A 19,427-nucleotide genomic window follows, 5' to 3' on the forward strand; every position below is an offset into this window, starting at 1 on the left:
CCTCCTTCATGCGTCGAGCAGCGTGACCACGGACTTGGTCTCGAGGTATTCCCCGATCGCCTCGGGTCCGTTCTCCCGGCCCCACCCGGACTGCTTGTAGCCCCCGACGGGCATCTGCACCCCGCCGGCGCGGTGGACGTTGATGCCGACCCGGCCGGCCCGCAGCCGGCGCGCGATCGAATGGGCTCGTGCGACGTCCCGGGTCCACACGCTCGCGGCCAGCCCGTAGTCGCTGTCGTTGGCCGCGGCGACCGCCGCGCCGACGTCGTCGAACGCCATCGCGCCGAGCACCGGCCCGAAGATCTCCTCGCGCACGATGCGCATCGACTGGTCGACGTCGGCGACCACCGTGGGCTGGAAGAAGAAACCCTTGTCCCCGATGCGGGATCCGCCGGTCAGCACCCGTGCGCCCGCCTCGATCCCGCCTTCGACGTACCGGCTGACGCGGGCGAGCTGGCGTTGCGAGATCAGCGGCCCCAGATCCACGGACGGCTCCGTGCCGTACCCGACCTTGAGATCGCCCGCGTATTCCGCGATTCCGTGCACGAGTTCGTCGAACACGTCCCGGTGGGCGAACAGCCGGGTGCCGGACGTGCAGATCTGCCCGGAGTTCCAGAACACGCCCATGGCGATGCCCGGAACCGCCGCGGCCAGGTCCGCGTCCGGCAGCACGACGACCGGGGACTTGCCGCCCAGCTCGAGGGAGACCTTCTTGAGGTTGCCGGTGGCGGCGCGCACGATCTGCCTGCCGACCTCCGTCGAACCGGTGAAGCTCACCTTGTCGATGCCGTCGTGGGCGGCCATCGCCGCCCCGGCCGGCAGCCCGTACCCGGTGACGATGTTGACCACCCCGTCCGGCACGCCGGCCTCGAGCAGGATCCGTCCGAGTGCGAGCGTGGTGAGCGGCGCCTCCTCCGAGGGCTTCAGCACGCACGAACACCCGGCGGCCAGAGCCGGGGCCAGCTTCTGCGACACCGCGATCATCGGCGCGTTCCACGGGACGATCAGACCGGCGACGCCGACGGGTTCACGGAGCGTGTACCCGTGCAGGCGCCGCTCGGCCGTGCCGGCCTGGACGCTCCGGCCGTCGATCTTGTCCGCCCATCCGGCGAAGTACCGGAACTGGTTGACCGCCTCGCCGGCCATGGCCCGCGCCTGGGACACCGGCATGCCCACGTCCAGGCTCTCCAGGCGGGCCAGCTCGTCGGCGCTCGCCTCGATCAGCTCGGCGACGCGCCACAGGACCACCGCCCGCTGGGCGCCGGACAACCGAAGCCAGCGCTCGTCCTCGAACGACCCGCGGGCCGCTCGCACCGCCGCGTCGACGTCCGCGACGCCGCCCTCGCCGGCTTCCGCGACGACCTCACCGGTGCCGGGGTCGAGGACCGGGAAGGTCTTCCCGGAAACCGCCGGAACCCAGGATCCGCCGATGAGCATCCGTCCCGGGTCGACGAGCCGGACGGGGTGCGTGCCGGTACCCGTCATGTCAGTGCACCGCCGCGAACATCAGCCGCTGGTCGTCGGCCTCGGCCGGGTCGAACTCGGCCGCGATGCTGCCCTGCCGCGCCACCAGGATGCGGTCGGACAGCGCGCGGATCTCCGGCAGGTAGGACGAGATCACCACCACGGCCACGCCCTCGTCGGCGAGCGCCCGGATCATCGCGTGGATCTCCACGATCGTGCCGAGGTCCACGCCGCGGGTCGGCTCGTCGATGATCGCCACCAGCGGCTTGCGCGTCAGGCCCTTCGCCAGGACCACCTTCTGCTGGTTGCCGCCGGACAGCTCGACGAGCTTCGCCCGGTCGGGCCGCAGGGTGCGCACCTGGAACCGGTCGACGAACCGCTTCGCGAGGGACTTGCGCTCCCCCGGCCGCAGCAGGAACGGCAGTCGCGCCGAGCCGCAGATGTGGCCCAGGTGGATGTTGTCCGCGATGCTGAAGTGGCTGAAGAACCCGGACGCCTTGCGGTCCTCGGTGATGTAGACGACGCCGGCCTTGCGGGCCTGCCGCGGCGTGCGGAACCGGACCTCGCGTCCGGCGACCCGGACCTTGCCACCGCGCAGCCGCCGCCGCTTCATGATCCCGCTGACGATCATCGCGACCTCGCTGCGCCCCGCGCCGACCAGCCCGTAAATCCCGACGATCTCACCCGGGCAGGCCGAGAACGACATGTTGCGCACCACCGGCAGCAGGGTGACATCCTCCACCTCGAGCACCGGGGTGGGGTCCGGTGCCCGGCCGGGCGGCACCCGGCCGTACTCGACATCGCGTCCCACCATCATCCGGACGACCTCTTCCCGGTCGAACTCCGGTTTGGACAGCGTGCCCTGCACCGCGCCGTCACGCAGCACCGTGATCCGGTCGGCCTCGCTGAACGCCTCGTCGAGCATGTGGGTGATGAAGATGACCCCGATGCCGTCCCGCTTGAGCCGCTGCATCGACAGGAACAGCTGCAGCCGCTCCTCCGGCGTCACCGACGACGTCGGCTCGTCCAGGATGACGACCTTGGCCCTGCGGTGCACCGCGCGCGCGATCTCCACCATCTGCTTCTGGGCCACACCCAGCGCGCCGACGGTCACTTCCGGCCGGATGTGGAAGTTGTGCGATTCCAGCAGCTCACGCGCCACGATGTTGAGGTGCGAGAGGTTGTTGAACACCTTCTCCTGGCCCAGGAACAGGTTCTGGGCCACGGTCATCGACTCGACCAGCGATCCCTCCTGGTAGACCATGGCGATCCCGGCCGCGGCGGAGTCCTTCGGCGTCGCGAACCGCCGCTCCACCCCGTCGACGGTGAGGGTGCCGGCATCGTGCGTGATCGCCCCGGAGATGATCTTCACCAGGGTGGACTTGCCCGCGCCGTTCTCGCCCAGCAGGGCGTGGATTTCCCCGGGGCGGACGTCGAAGCTCACGTCGCGCAGCGCGTAGGTGCCGCTGTAGCGCTTGCTCACCCCGTCGAGCCTGATGACCGGCTCCATCTCGTCACTCCTCATCGTCGACCGCCAGCAGGTTCCGGTAGCCGCGAGCGGCGACCACCAGTTCCCCGCCACGCACCGCCACTCCGGTGACCCCGTGCCGCTCACCGTCCACCCGGGACTGCAGGCTCTCCGCCACGCGGCCGCCGGCGTCCATCCGGAACACCAGCCCGTAGGAGCGGGCCGGCGCCCACGGCTTGAGCACGCCGAGCACCCGCAGCTGCCCCATCTGGGGCGTGTCCGTGTACGGATTGGTGCTGCGCAGCCGCGGCACGAACCAGTCGCGCGGCGCGACGGTCGCCGTCATGTCCGCCAGGACCTCGGGTTCGTCCAGCAGCAGCTCGGTGATGCGGTTGCGCACGTAGGGCGCGGCGGCCCACCAGCCGTCACCCGCGGCCACCAGGCGGCCCGGGTAGACCGGCAGGTTCGCCACGAACGGGCGCGCCGGGCGGGACAGGGACGCCACGGCCCGCCGTTCGATCCGGTGGTCCAGGCTCAGGGACACCAGCACGTCGCCACCGGGTGCCGTCTCGATCCCGGAGGGCCAGGCCAGTCCCTCGGCCTCGACCCGCGCCGCCGCACCGTCCACCCGCACGATCCGGCCCGACCGGTCGCCGCGTACCAGGGCCCGGGCCCACCCGTCGGCCCGCTCCTGGCTCGAACCGACCGTCAGCAGCAGGGAACCGTCCGGCAGCGCGGCGATGTCCGTGACACACGACGACACCGCGTCGTCCGTGCAGAGCTCCTCGACGGACCCGGACTCGTCCAGCGCGACCAGGCCGGTTCCCTCGACCGCGGCCACGACCCGGCCGCCCACCGCGGTGAGGCTGCCGACGGCACCGCCGAGCTCGGCCACCGTCCGCACCTGCCCGTCCCGCAGGGCGCAGACCCGGTTGCCGCTGGAGAACACGAGCGCTCCCCAGGCGGGCGCCACGTCGTCCGGCTCGTAGGCGCCGTCCGGCAGCAGCACCCTGCTCTCGTCCAGGCGGCTGTTGGGGCGCAGCCCCGCCTCCATCGGCGGCACCGTGCGGTGCCGCGCCCACGCCGGGTTGATCCATTCCTTGATCGCCGCGACCGTCCGGTTCACCGCTCCACCTCCGCCAACGGCCGGGCGGCACCGGCCGTGCCGGGCACCGCGGCCGGGTCGATCGGCCCGACGTCCTCGGGGTCGAGCGTGAGGCGGCCGACCCGGTTGTTGTTGACCCCGCACAGGTACAGCCGGCCGTCGCGTTCGTTGATCGAGGTGACCATCGGGTAGTTCGCCAGCGTCGAGTCCCACAGGACCTTCAGCACCTGTCCGCGCTCGTCGAACTTCAGCACGCACGACACGTTGAGCTGCGGGACCACCCAGCTGTCCAGCGGCACCTCCTGCGTCATCCGGCGCCGGAACGCCGGGTACTTCACCAGCAGGTCCGACATCGGGGTGCGCATCGACACGAAGGCCATCCAGTAGTTGCCGTCGGAGGCCCGGTTGATGTTGTCCGGGTGGCCGGGCAGGTTCTCCAGCACCGGCTCGAGCTGTCCCTGCTTCGGGCCGGCGATCCACAGCCGGTCCACCCGGCACAGCGTGGTGCTGGCGATCAGCACCGACTGTCCGTCGTGGGCGGTGCAGATTCCGTTCGGGAACACCAGGTTGGAGGCGACCACCTCGGTGCCGCCGTCCGGGTCGACGCGCACGACGCGCCCGTTGGGCCGGGACTCCACCAGCTCGACCATGTACTCGGCGGCGTTGTGCCGGGCCGAGAAGTCCGACACGTACAGGGATCCGTCCGGGGCCACGTCGAGGTCGTCGACCGCCCGCAGACCCGAATCGTCGAGCAGCGACAGGCGGCTCCGGCGGACCTTGTTGGCGACCAGTTCCGGCTCGCCGTCCGGGTGGATCCGGTAGACGCCCATCCCGCCGACCGCCACCACGAGGCGGCCTTCGCGGTCCCACGTGTGGCCGAGCGGAAGCCCGCCGGTGCGGGCGAAGATCTCGCCCTCGGCGTGGTCCGGGCCGGAGAACCGCCAGATCCAGCCGCGGCGGTCACCGCAGTACAGGTTGCCGCCGGGGTCCACCGCGCAGTCCTCGGCGCCCTCGATCTTCCCGAGGCCGATGGTCGGCGCGTCCGTGAGGCGGTTGTTGATCGTCCACACCGTGCCCGGCTCGGTGACGTCCACCAGTGGTCCCAGCGTGATCCGTCCCGGGTCGATCTTGAGTTTCTCCGCGGTGCGCTCGCGGTACTTGCCCCACTTCAGGTCGAGGATCGCGAACAGCAGCAGCACCGCCGCGAGGATCGCGGTGTAGTAGGAGCCTTCGAGCCCCAGCGCCACGGTGGCCTGCAGGATGACGCCGACGACGAGGATGCCGACGGTCGCCCGCAGCACCGAGCCGCGGCCGCCCTTGAGGCTGACCCCGCCGAGCACGACCGCGGTCAGCGCCACCAGTTCCCAGCCCTGCCCGACGTCGGCGTCGGTCCGGCCCAGGCGGGCGGCGGTGAGCAGCCCGGCCGTGCCGGCGAGCGCCCCGGACAGGAGGTAGACGCAGAACGTGACCCGGTCCACCGGGATGCCGTTGCGGCGGGCGGAGCGCCGGTCGGAGCCGACCGCCATGACCCACCAGCCCCAGCGCGACCGGGTCAGTCCCACGTGGACGACGACCAGCACGACGAGGAAGATGAACCACCCGGTCGGGATGCCGGCCACCGTGCCCTCGCCCAGGAAGTTCCACACGAGGTCCTCCTTGGGCAGGCCGAGCTCGAAGCTGTAGGAGCTCTGCAGCGCCGCCGCCGCACCCCCGAAGGCCACCAGTGTCACCAGGGTGGTGATGAACGGCCGCATCTTGAGCCGGGCGATCAGGAACCCGTTCACCGCGCCCAGCCCGGCCCCGGCCACGATCGTCGCCGGCACCACCAGCGCCATCGGCCAGTTCCAGGCCCGCGACGCGACCATCGCGCCCAGGGAGGCGAGGCCGACGATCGAGCCGACCGACAGGTCGATCCCGCCGCCCACGAGCACGACGGTGAGCCCGATGGCGAGCAGCCCCTTCTCCGTCGCCTCGTCGAGGATGAGCGGGACGTCCACCCCGCCCACGGGCGTGGTCCCCCACACGATGACGCTGAGCACCACGGCCAGGGTCAGCGGGACCGCACCCTCCATCCAGCGCTTTGCGAACAGGTCGGACAGGGTGCGCAGCGGCGCGAACCGGGCGCCGCGGCCCTGTCCGGTGAGCGCGAACGCGTCCACGCCCGAGCGGGATTTGATCTTCATCCGCCTGGTCCTCGTCCCCGGATCACTGGCCCTTGTAGCAGGCGATGGTCGTGTTGTCGACGTTCGAGCGGTCCACCACCGCGTGCGAGACGTAGGCCACGCTGTGCGTGCTGCCCGGCGCCACACCGGTCTGGATCAGCTGCTGCGCCGTCACGACCGCCGCCGCGCCGACGCCCTGGACGTCGTAGGCGACCGAAGCGGTCACCTTGCCCGCCCGCAGCGCGTCGCACCACAGCGTGTCGGCGGCCATCGTGTAGACGCCGATGGAGTTCGGCCGGATCACGCCGCGGGCCGCCGCCTCGGACACGGCGTCACCGACGGCCACCGAGTTGAGGTCGTAGGTCACCAGGTAGGCGCAGAGGTTGTCCTTCTGCTGCTGCGTGATCGACGCCGCCGCCTGCTGCGCGGCCGCGTTCTGCCACTGGGTGTGGGCGGTGGCGACCACCTCGTAGCCGGCCGGGTCGGCCACGTCGTGCACCCCCTTGGACCACTGCAGCGACGCCGCGTCGTTGCCCGGGCCGTCGATGATCGCCAGGCGCTTGGCACCGCCGTGCTGGCCGCAGTCGGCGATGGCCCGCCTGGTGATGTCCTGCGCCGCGTGCACCACGTCGACGCCGATGAACGCGTCACCGAGCTGGCTGGACATCATGTTGACGACGATGGTGTAGATGCCCGCCTTGCGCGCGTCCTCGATCTGCTTGGTGAGCACGCCGACGTCGGTGTTGTGCAGGATCAGGACGTCGGCTTCCTTCCGCGAGATCAGGTCGTTGACGATCTTGACCATCTTGTCGGGGTCGAAGTTGGCGTCGTAGACCTGGAACTGCGCGCCGAGGTTGTCGAACGCGCGCTGCATCGACGCGCCCCAGTTCTGCGTCAGGTTGTAGCCCTTGTACAGGATCGGCACGAACGCGACCCGCTTGCCCTTCATGACGTCGTGCGCCTTCTGGTTCGCGTCGAAGAGCTGGGCGGTGTCGCCGAAGGCCTGGTTACCGCCGCCCGGCGCGCTCCCGGACGAACCACTGCTGCCGGTGGTGCACGCCGTCATCGCGACGGCCGCGGCGACCGCGGTCAGCAGGGCGGTGATCTTCCTCTTCATCGTTGAAGCTCCTTGATCATCGGTGGTGGTTCACAGTTCGTCGGTCTTCGCGGTCTCCTCGTCCCGCGGGTGCAGCCAGGCGTCGAGCGCGATCGCGGCGATCAGCACGCCGCCGCGGACCAGGTCCTGCATGGCGGTGCTCAGGCCGTGCAGGATCAGCAGGTTGTTGAGCACGCCCACGAACAACGCGCCGGCCAGGACGCCGAGGATCGTGCCCCGCCCGCCGGACAGCGAGACTCCACCGATCACGGTCACGGTGAGCGCGGTGAACAACAGCGGGTCGAACGAGGTGACCGTGGTCTGGACACTGCCCTGGATGGACACCGTCACGTACCCGGCCAGCAGGGCCAGCAGCGCGGAGAGCACGTAGGTGAGCATCTGGAGCGGCCGGACGGGCGCGCCCGTCGAGCGCGCGGTGGCGAAGTTGTCCCCCATCGCGCGGATCAGCCGGCCCGGCGCGGTGAAGGTCACGAACAACCACGCGAGCAGGAAGACGGCCCCGGCGATGAGCACCGGCCGGGGCACGCCCAGGACCGAACCGTTGCTGAGCGCGGAGATCGCCGATCCCGGCGGCAGCGCGTAGAAGTTCTGGTCGAGCAGGAAGATGTCGACGCCGCCGATCGTCAGCAGGCCGGTGGCCAGCGTCGCGAACAGCGCGGGCACCTCGAGGTAGGCGACCAGGAGACCGTTGACGACGCCGATCACCAGCGCGAGCCCGGCGATCAGCAGGATCGCCTGCCATTCGGACATGCCGCCGGACATGAACGCGAGCGTGGCCTGCGCGCACCCGAGTGCGACGCCGGCGACCGACAGGTCGATGCCCTTGCCGAGGATCACGATGGCCAGGCCGATCGCGAGGATCCCGAACGCGGCCGACAACCGCAGCAGGCTCGCGAAGTTGCCGCCGGTGAGGAAACCCTCCGTGGTCACCGCGCCGGCCACGCACAGCACCACCGTGATGACGAGGACGAAGAACCCCTGTTCGGCGCGGGCGAGCCGGTCACGGAGGGACAGGCCGGGCCTCGCGTCCGCCGCAGCCACTGCCATTGTGGACCTGCCAATCGTGTCGCGTGGATTTCCGGGGTGAGGGGACTCGCGGCGCGGTCACCGCTGCCGGATTGCCGGGAAACGTATATGGAAAATATTTTATGGTCAAGAGCGTCGCCGCGACCCCGGCGCAGTGCACCCGAACGTGGGACGCGGCCGCATGGTGTTCCAAAGTGGACACTTCGGAATCCCCTCGATCACGGGATTCCGACGGTGACTGCGCGTCACCGCTCCAGGTGCTCCCGGAGGAAGCCGGCGATGGCGCGCAGCCCGCGACGGTGCCCGGGGTGGGTCGGCAGCTGCAGGAACCCGTGGGGCGCGCCCGGCACCGGGACGAACCGGTGCGGGACGGCGGCCGCGGCCAGCCGGTCCGCGAGCGCGACCGACTCGCCGAAGAGCGGATCGTCTTCCCCGGCCAGCACCAGCGACGGCGGGAAATGCGCGCAGTACCGCTCGGGGTGCAGGCGCGGGTCGTCGGTCAGCCGCCGCGCGTCGGCCGGTTCCAGGTACTGCTGCGTGTCCACCTCGGCACCGCCGAGGAGGTCGGCCAGGACGGGCAGCGCGCGGTGGACGTCGTAGATGCCGTAGCACAGCAGGGCCGCCGCGACCCCTGCCCCGTGCCCGGACGCCAATGCGGCGGCGGCCAGGTTCGCCCCCGCGGAATCGCCCCCGACGAGCACCCGTGCCGGATCGCCGCCGAGACCGGCGGCGTGCTCCCGCACCCAGCCCAGAGCGTGCACGGTGTCCTCGACCGCCGCCGGGAACCGGTGCCGTGGCGCACGCCGGTAGTCGAGGACGACGGTGAGCAGGCCCAGCGCGGCGAGATCCGCCGCGAGCCTGCGGTGGCTGGCCGGCGCACCGAGCACCCACGCGCCGCCGTGCAGGAACAGCAGCGTGGGAAACGGCGGGTCGCCGGCCGGCCGGTACACGTCGGCGGTCACCCGCCAGCCGGCGATCTCCCGCACTGGGACGCCATGCGTGACAGCCGCGACCCGGGGCCCCTCGGCGTTGGTGTAGCCGTCGAAGGACGCCAGCAGGTCACGGACCGTTTCCCCATCGCGCACCTTGAGCGTGCGCTGGAACTCCAGCAGGCGCGCCGGCACGCCGTCCACCGTGGTCACGCGCCCGGCGCGATCATCACGTGCACGGCGTCCTCCCCGGGCACGCGGCCGGCGAGGGTCTCGACGGCCAGCGGCACCTGCTCCAGACCGAACGTGTGCGTGTGCAGCAACTCCAGCGGGTACCGCCGCGACTCGATCAGCCGCAGCGCGGGCTCGAACGCGCGGATGTCCTGTGACCACAGGCCCTTCACGGTCAGCTCCTTCGTCACGATCCGATCCGGGGCCAGCCCGCTCACCGTCGCGCCCGATCCCTTCACCCCGGCCAGCACGACCGTCGCCCCCGGCTTGGCGATCTCGACGGCGTCCACGATCGGCTGGGTCGCCACCGCGGTCACGTCCACGACGACGTCCGCCCCCTCGCCGCCGGTCGCCTCGGCGACCGCGGCGACGGTGTCCTCGGTGTCGGCGACGACGGTGACGTCCGCACCGAGCCTGCGGGCGAGCTCGAGCTTGTGCGCGTCCCGGGCGAGCCCGGTCACGATGATGCGGCCCGCCCCGGCCTCCCGTGCGGCGACCACGCCGGCCAGGCCGCGCTGCCCGCAGCCCAGGACCACGACCGTGTCCCCGGCCCGCAGGCCGGAGTCGAACGCGAACCACCGCAGGCCGGCGGCCATCGGCTGGTAGAGCGCGGCCAGCTCGAGCGGGAGGTCCGGGTCCAGTTTGTGCAGCACGGTCCGCGGGTCGAGGTACAGGTACTCCGCGTAGCCGCCCCACAGGCCCGGTCCGGCGCTCGTCGGCAGGTAGCCGTAGGCGTTGATCGCCGCGCCGTGGCGCGAACTGACGCAGCGGCGGTAGTTCCCGGTCAGGCAGGCGCGGCAGGAACCGCAGCCCAGGACCGGTTCGACCGCGACCCGGTCGCCGACCCGCACCCGCCAGCGCCGCGCCGCCTCGGCCCCGATCTCGGCGATCGTCCCGACCGGTTCGTGGCCGGGGATCAGCGGGTAGGCGACACCGAGCGCGGCGAACCCGCCGTCGTACTGCTCGACGTCGCTGCCGCACATGCCGCAGGCGTCGACCCGCAGCAGCGCCTCGTCCGGGCCGATCCGGGGCAGGGGGAACTCCTGGATCTCGTAGCGGCGATCGGCCACCTGGACCGCGGCCCGCGCCGTGGCCATCAGTAGGCCCGCGGCAGGCCGAGGACCTGCGTCGAGATGTAGTTCAGCACCATCTCCTGCGAGAACGGCGCGTTGCGCAGCAGCCGCACCTCCCGCCACAGCCGTTCGATGTGGTACTCCTTCGCATACCCGAAGCCGCCGTGCGTGGACAGCGCCCGGTCGCACGCCTGCCAGCCCGCCTCCGCGCCGAGGAACTTCGCGGCCGCCGACTCTGGGCCGCAGGGCTGGTGCGCGTCGAACAGCCCGGCCGCCTTCATGCACATCAGCTCGGCCGCCTCCAGCCGAATCCAGGCGTCGGCCAGCGGGTGCGCCACCGCCTGGTTCTTGCCGATCGGCCGGTCGAACACCACGCGGTCGTTGGCGTACTTGGTGGCCAGCTCCAGCGCCGCCCGGCCGAGCCCGATGCCCTCGAGCCCGACCACCGTGCGCTCCGGGTTCAGGCCGTCGAGCAGGTAGTAGAAGCCCTTGTCGACCTCACCGACCACCTCGTCGTCGCCGACCTCGAGGTTGTCGATGAACAGCTCGTTGGAGTCGATCGCGGCGCGGCCCAGCTTCTCGATCTCCCGCACCGTGATCCGCTCGCGGTTCAGGTCGGTGAAGAACAGGGTCATCCCGTGCAGCGGCTTGTCCTCGCGGCGCGGCGAGGTGCGGGCCAGCAGCAGGATCTTGTGCGCGTTCTGCGCGTTGGTGATCCACACCTTCTGGCCGTTGACCACCCAGCCGCCGTCGATCCTGGTGGCCTTGGTCTTGATGCGCGAGGTGTCCACGCCGGCCGTCGGCTCGGTGACACCGAAGGCCATCAGGATCTCGCCCCTGGCGAGCTTCGGCAGCCACTCCCGCTTCATCTCCTCCGAGCCGTGCCGCACGATGGGCGCCGGCGGGAACACGTAGAAGTGGATCGCCGAGCCGCCGCTCATGCCGGCGCCGGACGCGGCGATCTCGGACATCATCACGCCGGCCTCGGTCAGCCCGAGCCCGATCCCGCCGTACTCCTCGGGGATCATCGCGCCCAGCCAGCCGCCCTCGGCGAAGGTCTTGACGAACTCCCACGGGTATTCGTGCTTGCGGTCCTTCTCCAGCCAGTAGTCGTTGTCGAACTTCCGCGCCAGCTCACGCGTGGCCTTCCGGACGATGTCGACGCTGCTCTCTTCCGCGGTCATCGGTGGTCCTCCTGCTCGGCGGAAACGGGGATGTCGGTCAGCGGCGTGGCCGGGTCGAGCGAGGACAGGTCGCCCACCGGCTCGCCCAGGTGCCGGGCCCGGATGGCGCGGCGCATGATCTTGCCGTTCTTGGTCTTCGGCAGCGTCGGCACGACGTGCAGCACGGGCGCGAAGGAGCGGCCCGCGTTGCGCAGCGCGGTCGCCTCCAGATCGGCCTGGTCGACGGCGCGCTCGCGCAGCACCACGAACGCGACGGCGCGCTGGCCGCGCCGCTGGTCCGGCACGCCGATGACCGCCGCCTCCGCGATGCGGCTGTCCTTCAGCAACGCCGTCTCGATCTCCGCCGGGCCGACCCGCCGTCCGGAGAGCTTGATCGTGTCGTCGGAGCGGCCGTGGATGCGCCAGGTGCCGTCACCGTCCACACTGGCCAGATCGCCGTGCAGCCAGACGCCGTCCCAGCGGCTCCAGTACGTCTCCAGGTACCGGTCCCGGTCGCGCCAGAAGGCGTGCGTCATGCCGGGGAACGTGTTGCGCACGGTCAGCTCCCCGACCTCACCCACCACCGGGGCGCCGTCGGCGTCCAGGACGGCCGCGTCGACGCCGGGCAGCGGCCCGTTGAACGAGGCCGGTTTCATCGGCAGGAACGGGTAGCCGACGAGCAGCCCGCCCCCGACCTCGGTACCGCCGCTGTAGTTGATGATCGGGCGGGTGGACAGCCCGACCTCCTTGAACAACCACCACCAGGTCGGCTCGTCCCACGCCTCCCCGGTGGACACGAAGGCGCGCAACGTGCCCAGGTCGGCGAAGGACCCGTCGCTGCTCGCCATGATCGCCCGTGCGGCGGTGGGCGCGATGCCCTGCACGGTGACGCCGTTGCGCTCGACGATGTCCCACATCCGGCCGGGGTGCGGGTGGACCGGCACGCCCTCGATCATCACGATCGTGGCCCCGAGCTGGAGCGGCCCCATGATGAGCAGCGGGCCCACGAGCCACCCCATGTCGGTGATCCAGGAGACCACGTCGTCGTCGTGCACGTCGAAGCCGTAGGCGAAGTCGACCGCGGCCTTCACCGCCAGGCCGGCGTGGGAGTGCACGATCCCCTTCGGCTTGCCGGTGGTGCCGGAGGTGTAGACGATCGCGAGCGGGTCGTCGGACTCGGTGGCGGCCGTGCCGACCGGCTCCGGATCGGCCGCGAGCTCGTCCCAGTAGACGTCGCGCCCGGCACGCATCTCCACGCCGTGCGCGAGGTGGCGGACCACCACCACGTGCCGGACCGAGGGCGCCGATTCCAGCGCCTCGTCGGCGACCTCCTTCAGCGGCACGCGCTTGCCGCGCCGGGTGGTGCCGTCGGCCGTGACCAGGAGAACCGCCTCGGAGTCCTGCAGGCGCGTGGCCAGCGCCTCGGCGCCGTAACCGGTGAAGGCCGGAACGGCCACCGCCCCGATCATCGCGATGCCCAGGAACGCCACCACCGACTCCGGCACGACCGGCACGTACAGCACCACCCGGTCGCCCGCCCGGACGCCGAGACGCGCCAGGTTGGCGGCGAACCGGCGCACCTGCTGGGACAGCTGGGCGTAGGTCAGCGAGCGTCGCTGCCCGCTGTCGCCCTCGTAGACCACGGCGGTCTTGCCGGCCCGCTCACCCACCGCGTGGCGGTGCGCGCAGAGCACCGCGGCGTTGACCCGGCCGCCGGGGAACCAGCGCGGGAAGGGCTTGCCCTCGCTGTCGTCGCGGACCCGCTCGAACGGCTCGTCGAAGGCGACGCCGAGATCCTCGACCACCGCGCGCCAGAACCACTCGGGGTCCTCGACCGACGCCCGGTGCAACTCCTCGACGCTGTCGTGTCCCCAGCGCCGCATCGCCGCCAGGAGGCGGCTGCGCTCGCGTTCCGCCGCGCCGGGCACCCAGGCGTACGCGGTGCCCGTGTCTTCGGTCACTGGCATGGTTCTCCTCGTCGGGCGCCGGTCACGACGCGGCGGTGGCGGCCTGATCCGCGGCCGACCGCTTGAGCATCAGGCCGACGCGGGTGGCGTCGCAGACGATCTCGTCACGCTGGTTGATGCCCAGGTGCCGGAAGACGACGATGCCCGAGTCACCGCGACTCTTGGACTCGCGCTTGCTCACGATCTCGGTGCGCGCGCGGATGGTGTCGCCGTGGAACACCGGGTTCGGGAACTTGACCTCCTGGAAGCCGAGGTTGCCCAGCGTCGTGCCCTGCGTGGTGTCCGGAACCGTGACGCCGGAGACCAGGCCCAGGATGAACAGGCTGTTGACCAGCCGCTGGCCGAAGATGGTGTTCTTGCTGTACTCCGCGTCGAGGTGCAGCGGGGCGAGGTTCAGCGTCAGCGTGCTGAACAGCACGTTGTCCGCCTCGGTGACCGTCCGCCGGGTCGCGTGCTCGATCACCGCGCCGGGCTCGAACTCCTCGAAATACAGGCCGGGCATGGCACCCTCCACTCCTACCGAAAATATATTTTATGTTTACATGGCGGCGCGGCCGGGGTCAACCCCGCCGGCCCGGGAGCCCGCCAGCCGTCCGGCAACCTTGCTCTAACGAAGTATTAAATATAGTATCTCGCCAATCCGGCACGGCTCCCCCCGCGGACGGCCCACTGCACCCGGAAAACCCGTTCACCCACAGGAGGTGCCCGGATGGACTCCGGCCCCACCGTCGCCTCGGTGCTGCGCCGCGGCTACACCGAATTCGCCGACCTGCCCGCCGTCGTGGACGTGTCCGGGACGACGACCACCTACGCGGAGCTGGGCCGCGACGCGCGGCTTCTGGTGACCGGCCTGCGAAACCAGGGTGCCCGCCACGGGGACCGCATCGTCGTCCTGACCAAGAACCGGCCGGAGTGCTTCACCCTGGACCACGCGCTGGCGATCGGCGGGTTCGTCCGCGTCGCGCTCAGCTACCGCCTGCACCCGAAGGAGATCGCCGACATCGTCGCCGACTCCGGGGCGCACATCGTCGTCGTGGACGGCGAGCGCGTCGCCGAAATCGCCGGTGCGGTCGGCGCGGACGTCACGCTGGTGAACTTCGACGGCGACGGGCCGGGCGTCCCCTACGGCTCGCTGTTCGGCGGTGCGGAAGCCGAACCCGCCGAGGTCTCCCCCGCCGACATCGCGTGGATGCCCTACACGTCCGGCACCAGCGGGCGCCCCAAAGGCGTCATCCACACCCACCACAGCCTGCTGTCGATCATCCGGAACGTGCTGGTCGAGCTGCCGGGGCTGGGCGATCGCGACGTCCTCGTGCACACCGCCCCGCTCACGCACCTCAGCGGGTACGCGATGCTGGCCGGCTTCACGCGCGGCGCCCGCCAGATCGCCCTCGGCCGGTTCGAGCCGGCGGAGTACCTCCGCGTCGTCCAGCAGCACCGCGCGACGGTCCTGCCCCTGGTCCCGACGATGATCAACATGCTGCTGCCGGTCCTGGAGGCGGGCGAGGCCGACGTCTCCAGCGTGCACACCGTGCTCTACGGCGGCTCCCCCATCGCACCGGACCGGCTGGCGCGGGCGATCAAGCTGTTCGGCCCGGTCTTCGTCCAGTCCTACGGGCTCACCGAGATGCCGTGGTCGTCCTGGCTGTCCAAACCGGACCACGTGTTCGACCCGGACGGCGAGCTGCCCGCCCGCCTCGGCTCGGCGGGCCGGGTGAGCCCGTTCATCGAGATGCGCCTGGTCACCCCCGGTGGCCGTCTCGCCGAGGACGGCGAGGAGGGCGAGATCCAGCTGCGCGGCGACGCCCGCATGGCCGGGTACTGGAACCTCCCGGACGAGACAGCGGCCGCCATCCGCGACGGCGGGTGGGTGGCCACCGGCGACGTCGGGCGCATGTCCGAGGGCTACCTGCACGTCGTCGACCGCAAGAAGGACATGATCGTTTCCGGCGGCTTCAACGTCTATCCCGCCGAGGTGGAGAACGCCATCTACACGGTGCCCGGCGTGGCGGAGGTCGCCGTGGTCGGCATCCCCGACGAGCGGTGGGGCGAAACCGTGCACGCGGTGGTCGTCCCGCGCGGCGGGGCCACGGTGACCCGGGACGAGATCGACCGGGCCTGCCTCGGCACGATCGCCGCCTACAAGCGCCCGCGCAGCGTCGAGTTCGTCAGCGAACTGCCGAAGACGGGCACCGGCAAGATCATGCGCCGCGCGGTGAAGGAACGGTACTGGCAGGGCCGGGCCCGGCTGGTCAACGGATGAAGGAGCACCGCATGCCCCAGGATGACTTCGCGGACCTGGTCCGGCGAGCCGTCCGCGACGCGAACGTGCCGACGCTGCTGATGGTCCTGGTCCAGCTGACCGGGGACACGCGGTGGCTGGAAAAGCCCTACCGGCCCACGAGGGGCCGCGGGCTGAGCGAGAACGACTCCGGCGGCCTCCCCGGGGACGTGCAGGAGGAGATCCGGCACGCCGCCGCGGACGCGATCATCGCCTGGCACGACGGACGCCCCATGGCGATCCCGGAGCCGGACGAGTCCCTGCTGACCCGGATGCTGTCCGTGGCGATGGGCGAGGAAATCCCCGGCGAATACGGTCCGATGATCGCCGACGACCTGCGCACCGCCCTGAACGCCGCGCCCGCCCCGCCGGACGTGCCGCGGCCCCCGGACGGGTCCTCCGCGATCGTCATCGGCGCGGGCATCTCGGGCATGCTCGCCGCACACCACCTGCGGCAGGCCGGCATCGCCTGCACGATCATCGAGAGCGGCGAACGCGTCGGCGGAACCTGGTGGCACAACCGGTATCCGGGCTGCGGCGTGGACGTGCCGAGCCACCTCTACTCCTTCTCCGGCGTCGTCGCCGACTGGCCGTACTACTACGCCACCCGCGACGAGATCCACGCCTACCTGGAATCGGTCGCCGCCGAATGGGACATCCCCAGCTGTACCCGCTTCTCCACCCGGGCCACCGCGGCCCGGTGGGACGAGGCCGGCCGGCAGTGGTCGGTCGAGATCACCGGCCCGGACGGCACCCGTGAGGTGCTGCGGGCCGACATCCTGATCAGCGGGGTCGGCGCGTTCGGCAAGCGGAAACTGCCGGACGTGCCAGGGCTCGACCGGTTCGCCGGCACGTGGTGCCACACCGCGACCTGGCCCGAGGATCTGGACCTGGCCGGCAAGCGCGTCGGCGTGATCGGCAACGGCGCGAGCGCGATGCAGGTCGTCCCCGCGATCGCCGGTACCGCGGAGTTCCTCACCGTGTTCCAGCGGTCGGCCCACTGGGTGGCGCCGTTCGAGAAGTTCCGGGTGCCGGTCCCGGATCCGGTCCGGTTCCTGCTCCGCGAGGTCCCGCTGTACCGGTCGTGGTACCGGCAGCGGCTGGCCTGGGTGCTCAACGACACCCTCTACCAGGCGTTGCAGAAGGACCCGGACTGGCCGCACCAGGACCGGTCCATCAACGCGATCAACGAGGGCCACCGCCGGTTCTTCACCCGGTACATCTCCGCCGAACTGGCGGGCCGTCCCGACCTGGTCGAGAAGGTCACCCCGTCCTACCCGCCGTTCGGCAAGCGCATCCTGCTGGACAACGGCTGGTACCGCACGCTGAAGCGGGACGACGTCGAGCTGGTGACCGACTCGATCGCCGAGATCACCGAGCACGGCATCCGGCTGGTGTCCGGACGCGAGGTGGAACTGGACGTCATCGTGTTCGCCACCGGGTTCGACGTGGTGCGCTTCCTGTCGTCGGTGGAGCTGACCGGGCGCGGCGGCCGCACCCTCGGCGACGTGTGGCACGGCGACGACGCGCGCGCCTACCTGGGCACGACGGTGCCGGGCTTTCCCAACCTGTTCTGCCTCTACGGCCCCAACACCCAGGCCGGTCACGGCGGCAGCCTGATCTTCTACCTCGAGTGCCAGATGCGGTACGTGCTGAGCCTGCTCGGGCAGATGTTCGACGCGGGCGCCACGGTCGCCGAGGTCCGCGCCGAGGTCAGCGACAAGTACAACGAGGACGTGGACGCCGCGCACGAGCGGATGATCTGGACCCAGCCCGGGTTCACCACCTACTACCGCAACTCCCGCGGCCGCGTGGTGGTGGCCAACCCGTGGCGGGTCATCGACTGGTGGCAGATGACGAAGGAGGCCGTGCTGTCGGACTACCACCTCGACGGCCCCGGAGCGGGAGGTCCGCGATGACGAACCGGTTCACCGGCACGGTCGCGCTGGTCAACGCCGCCGCGGGGGCGGGGATCGGCGCGGCCGTCACCCGGCGCCTGCTGGCCGAGGACGCCACCGTGGTGATCACCGACGTGAGCGAGCGGCGGCTGGCCAAGTTCCAGGCGGAGCTGGCCCAGTCCGGCCACGGCGACCGGGTGCTCGCCCGCGTCGCCGACGCGGCCGACGAGCACGCGGTCGACGCGCTGCTCGCCGAGGTCGCGGCCGTGCACGGGCGGCTGGACGTCCTGGTCAACAGCGTCGGGCTCAACCTGCTGGCGGAGTTCCCCGGCACCGGCCTGGACACCTGGCGCCGGGTCCTGGACACGTCGCTGACCTCGCACTTCCTGCACGCCCGCGCGGCCTGGCCGCTGCTGCGGAAATCGGCCGCCCCGGCCATCGTCAACATTTCCTCGCTCGCGGCCGAAGCCCCGGTGCCCTTCGGTGAGGTCGCCTACGCCGCGGCGAAGGCCGGTGTGCTCGGGCTGACCCGCGCACTGGCGGTGGAGGGCGCCCAGTGGGGGATCCGCTGCAACGCGGTCATCCCGGGCCTGATCTGGAACGAGCGCCTCACCGCCGGGGTCGCCGCCGAGTACGTCGACGCCTACCGTGCGCGGCGGCCGCTGGGCCGGGACGGCGAGCCGGACGAGGTCGCCGACGTGATCCTCTTCCTCGCCTCGGGCGACAGCCGGCACGTCACCGGCCAGGCGCTGCGGGTGGCGTCATGACACTGGAGGGAAAGGTCGCGCTCGTCACCGGGGCCGCCGGCGGTGTCGGCGTGGCGATCTGCCGCGCGCTGCGGGAGGCCGGGGCGCGGGTCGCGCTCACCGACGTCGACGGGTCCGCGCTGGACGAGGTTGCGAGCGGCCTCGGCGACGGCGCGGCCACCTTCGTCACCGATCTCGCCGACGACGACGCCGCGGCGGCGCTGCCGGCGCGCGTGCGGGACGAGTTCGGGTCGCTGGACATCCTGGTCAACAACGCCGGGGTCCGCCAGGTCGCCCCGATGCTCGACCTCACGCCGGCGCAGTGGCGGCGCACGCTGGACGTCGACCTGGTCGCCCCGTTCGTGCTGTGCCGGGCCGCGATCCCGCTGATGGCCGAGCAGGGCCGGGGCAAGATCGTCAACATCGCCTCGATGGCCGGGCTCGCCGCGTTCCGCGACCGCGCGGCCTACAGCGCCGCCAAGGCCGGCCTGATCATGCTCACCAAGAACATCACGGTGGAGTTCGGTGACCGGGGCATCTGGTGCAACGCCGTCGCCCCCGGCGTCGTGGAGACCCCGATGACGAGCTTCTTCTTCGCCAGCCCCGGCATGACCTCCTCGATCCGCGCGAACACGCCGATGCGGCGCTGGTCGCGGCCCGAGGAGATCGCGCGGCCGGTGGTGTTCCTGAGCGGTCCGGAGTCGGACTTCGTCAACGGGACGGTCGTCCCGGTCGACGGCGGCTGGACCGCCGGTTACTACGGGGCGGAGCTGTCCCCCCGGCCCGAGGAGGCATGA

Annotated in this window: 15 protein-coding genes; 4 read left to right on the top strand and 11 right to left on the bottom strand. The window is 71.5% G+C overall.

What is annotated here, in order from left to right; all coding sequences use genetic code 11:
- Window positions 1–6 precede the first annotated feature (6 nt).
- The 11 genes from FHX46_RS16180 to FHX46_RS16230 form a co-directional block, all read right to left on the bottom strand.
- Complete coding sequence (locus FHX46_RS16180; RefSeq protein WP_167115368.1) at window positions 7–1,485, bottom strand: aldehyde dehydrogenase family protein; 1,479 nt, start codon at window positions 1,483–1,485, stop codon at window positions 7–9.
- Between the two features lies 1 nt (window position 1,486).
- Window positions 1,487–2,974, bottom strand: a complete 1,488-nt coding sequence (locus tag FHX46_RS16185) for a sugar ABC transporter ATP-binding protein (RefSeq protein ID WP_167115371.1) — start codon at window positions 2,972–2,974, stop codon at window positions 1,487–1,489.
- A 4-nt stretch (window positions 2,975–2,978) separates the two neighbouring features.
- The gene (locus FHX46_RS16190) at window positions 2,979–4,058 is read right to left on the bottom strand and encodes an SMP-30/gluconolactonase/LRE family protein (RefSeq protein WP_167115374.1); all 1,080 of its coding nucleotides are present in this window, start codon (window positions 4,056–4,058) and stop codon (window positions 2,979–2,981) included.
- Complete coding sequence (locus FHX46_RS16195; protein WP_167115377.1) at window positions 4,055–6,220, bottom strand: ABC transporter permease; 2,166 nt, start codon at window positions 6,218–6,220, stop codon at window positions 4,055–4,057. Before FHX46_RS16195 ends, FHX46_RS16190 begins: the two co-directional genes overlap by 4 nt.
- 22 nt (window positions 6,221–6,242) lie before the next feature.
- Window positions 6,243–7,316 carry a sugar ABC transporter substrate-binding protein gene (locus FHX46_RS16200; RefSeq protein WP_167115380.1) on the bottom strand — a complete coding sequence of 358 codons (1,074 nt, stop codon included), beginning with the start codon at window positions 7,314–7,316 and terminating at the stop codon, window positions 6,243–6,245.
- Window positions 7,317–7,346: 30 nt separating this feature from the next.
- Complete coding sequence (locus FHX46_RS16205) at window positions 7,347–8,363, bottom strand: ABC transporter permease (RefSeq protein WP_167115382.1); 1,017 nt, start codon at window positions 8,361–8,363, stop codon at window positions 7,347–7,349.
- A 224-nt stretch (window positions 8,364–8,587) separates the two neighbouring features.
- Window positions 8,588–9,484 carry an alpha/beta hydrolase gene (locus FHX46_RS16210; RefSeq protein ID WP_167115385.1) on the bottom strand — a complete coding sequence of 299 codons (897 nt, stop codon included), beginning with the start codon at window positions 9,482–9,484 and terminating at the stop codon, window positions 8,588–8,590.
- Window positions 9,481–10,599 (bottom strand): zinc-dependent alcohol dehydrogenase, encoded by a 1,119-nt coding sequence (locus FHX46_RS16215; RefSeq protein ID WP_243871286.1) that lies wholly within the window; start codon window positions 10,597–10,599, stop codon window positions 9,481–9,483. Before FHX46_RS16215 ends, FHX46_RS16210 begins: the two co-directional genes overlap by 4 nt.
- The gene (locus FHX46_RS16220; protein ID WP_167115389.1) at window positions 10,599–11,759 is read right to left on the bottom strand and encodes an acyl-CoA dehydrogenase family protein; all 1,161 of its coding nucleotides are present in this window, start codon (window positions 11,757–11,759) and stop codon (window positions 10,599–10,601) included. Before FHX46_RS16220 ends, FHX46_RS16215 begins: the two co-directional genes overlap by 1 nt.
- Window positions 11,756–13,699 carry an AMP-binding protein gene (locus FHX46_RS16225; RefSeq protein WP_208400165.1) on the bottom strand — a complete coding sequence of 648 codons (1,944 nt, stop codon included), beginning with the start codon at window positions 13,697–13,699 and terminating at the stop codon, window positions 11,756–11,758. The genes FHX46_RS16220 and FHX46_RS16225 overlap by 4 nt, the downstream gene beginning before the upstream one ends.
- Window positions 13,700–13,727: 28 nt before the next feature.
- Window positions 13,728–14,207, bottom strand: coding sequence for a MaoC family dehydratase (locus tag FHX46_RS16230; protein WP_167115395.1), 480 nt, complete (start codon window positions 14,205–14,207; stop codon window positions 13,728–13,730).
- Between the two features lie 207 nt (window positions 14,208–14,414).
- On the opposite strand from FHX46_RS16230, the gene FHX46_RS16235 reads away from it, so the two are divergent.
- Genes FHX46_RS16235 through FHX46_RS16250 form a run of 4 tightly spaced genes read left to right on the top strand, consistent with a single transcriptional unit; the run spans window position 14,415 to window position 19,427 of the window.
- On the top strand, window positions 14,415–15,968 hold the full coding sequence (locus FHX46_RS16235; RefSeq protein ID WP_167115398.1) for a class I adenylate-forming enzyme family protein: 1,554 nt from the start codon (window positions 14,415–14,417) through the stop codon (window positions 15,966–15,968).
- An 11-nt stretch (window positions 15,969–15,979) separates the two neighbouring features.
- Window positions 15,980–17,905, top strand: a complete 1,926-nt coding sequence (locus FHX46_RS16240) for a flavin-containing monooxygenase (protein ID WP_243871287.1) — start codon at window positions 15,980–15,982, stop codon at window positions 17,903–17,905.
- Complete coding sequence (locus FHX46_RS16245) at window positions 17,902–18,651, top strand: SDR family NAD(P)-dependent oxidoreductase (RefSeq protein WP_167115404.1); 750 nt, start codon at window positions 17,902–17,904, stop codon at window positions 18,649–18,651. The genes FHX46_RS16240 and FHX46_RS16245 overlap by 4 nt, the downstream gene beginning before the upstream one ends.
- Window positions 18,648–19,427: an SDR family NAD(P)-dependent oxidoreductase gene (locus tag FHX46_RS16250; protein ID WP_167115406.1), complete on the top strand. Its 780-nt coding sequence runs from the start codon at window positions 18,648–18,650 to the stop codon at window positions 19,425–19,427. The genes FHX46_RS16245 and FHX46_RS16250 overlap by 4 nt, the downstream gene beginning before the upstream one ends.

This window comes from Amycolatopsis viridis (assembly GCF_011758765.1).
GTDB classification, from domain to species: Bacteria; Actinomycetota; Actinomycetes; order Mycobacteriales; family Pseudonocardiaceae; genus Amycolatopsis_E; species Amycolatopsis_E viridis.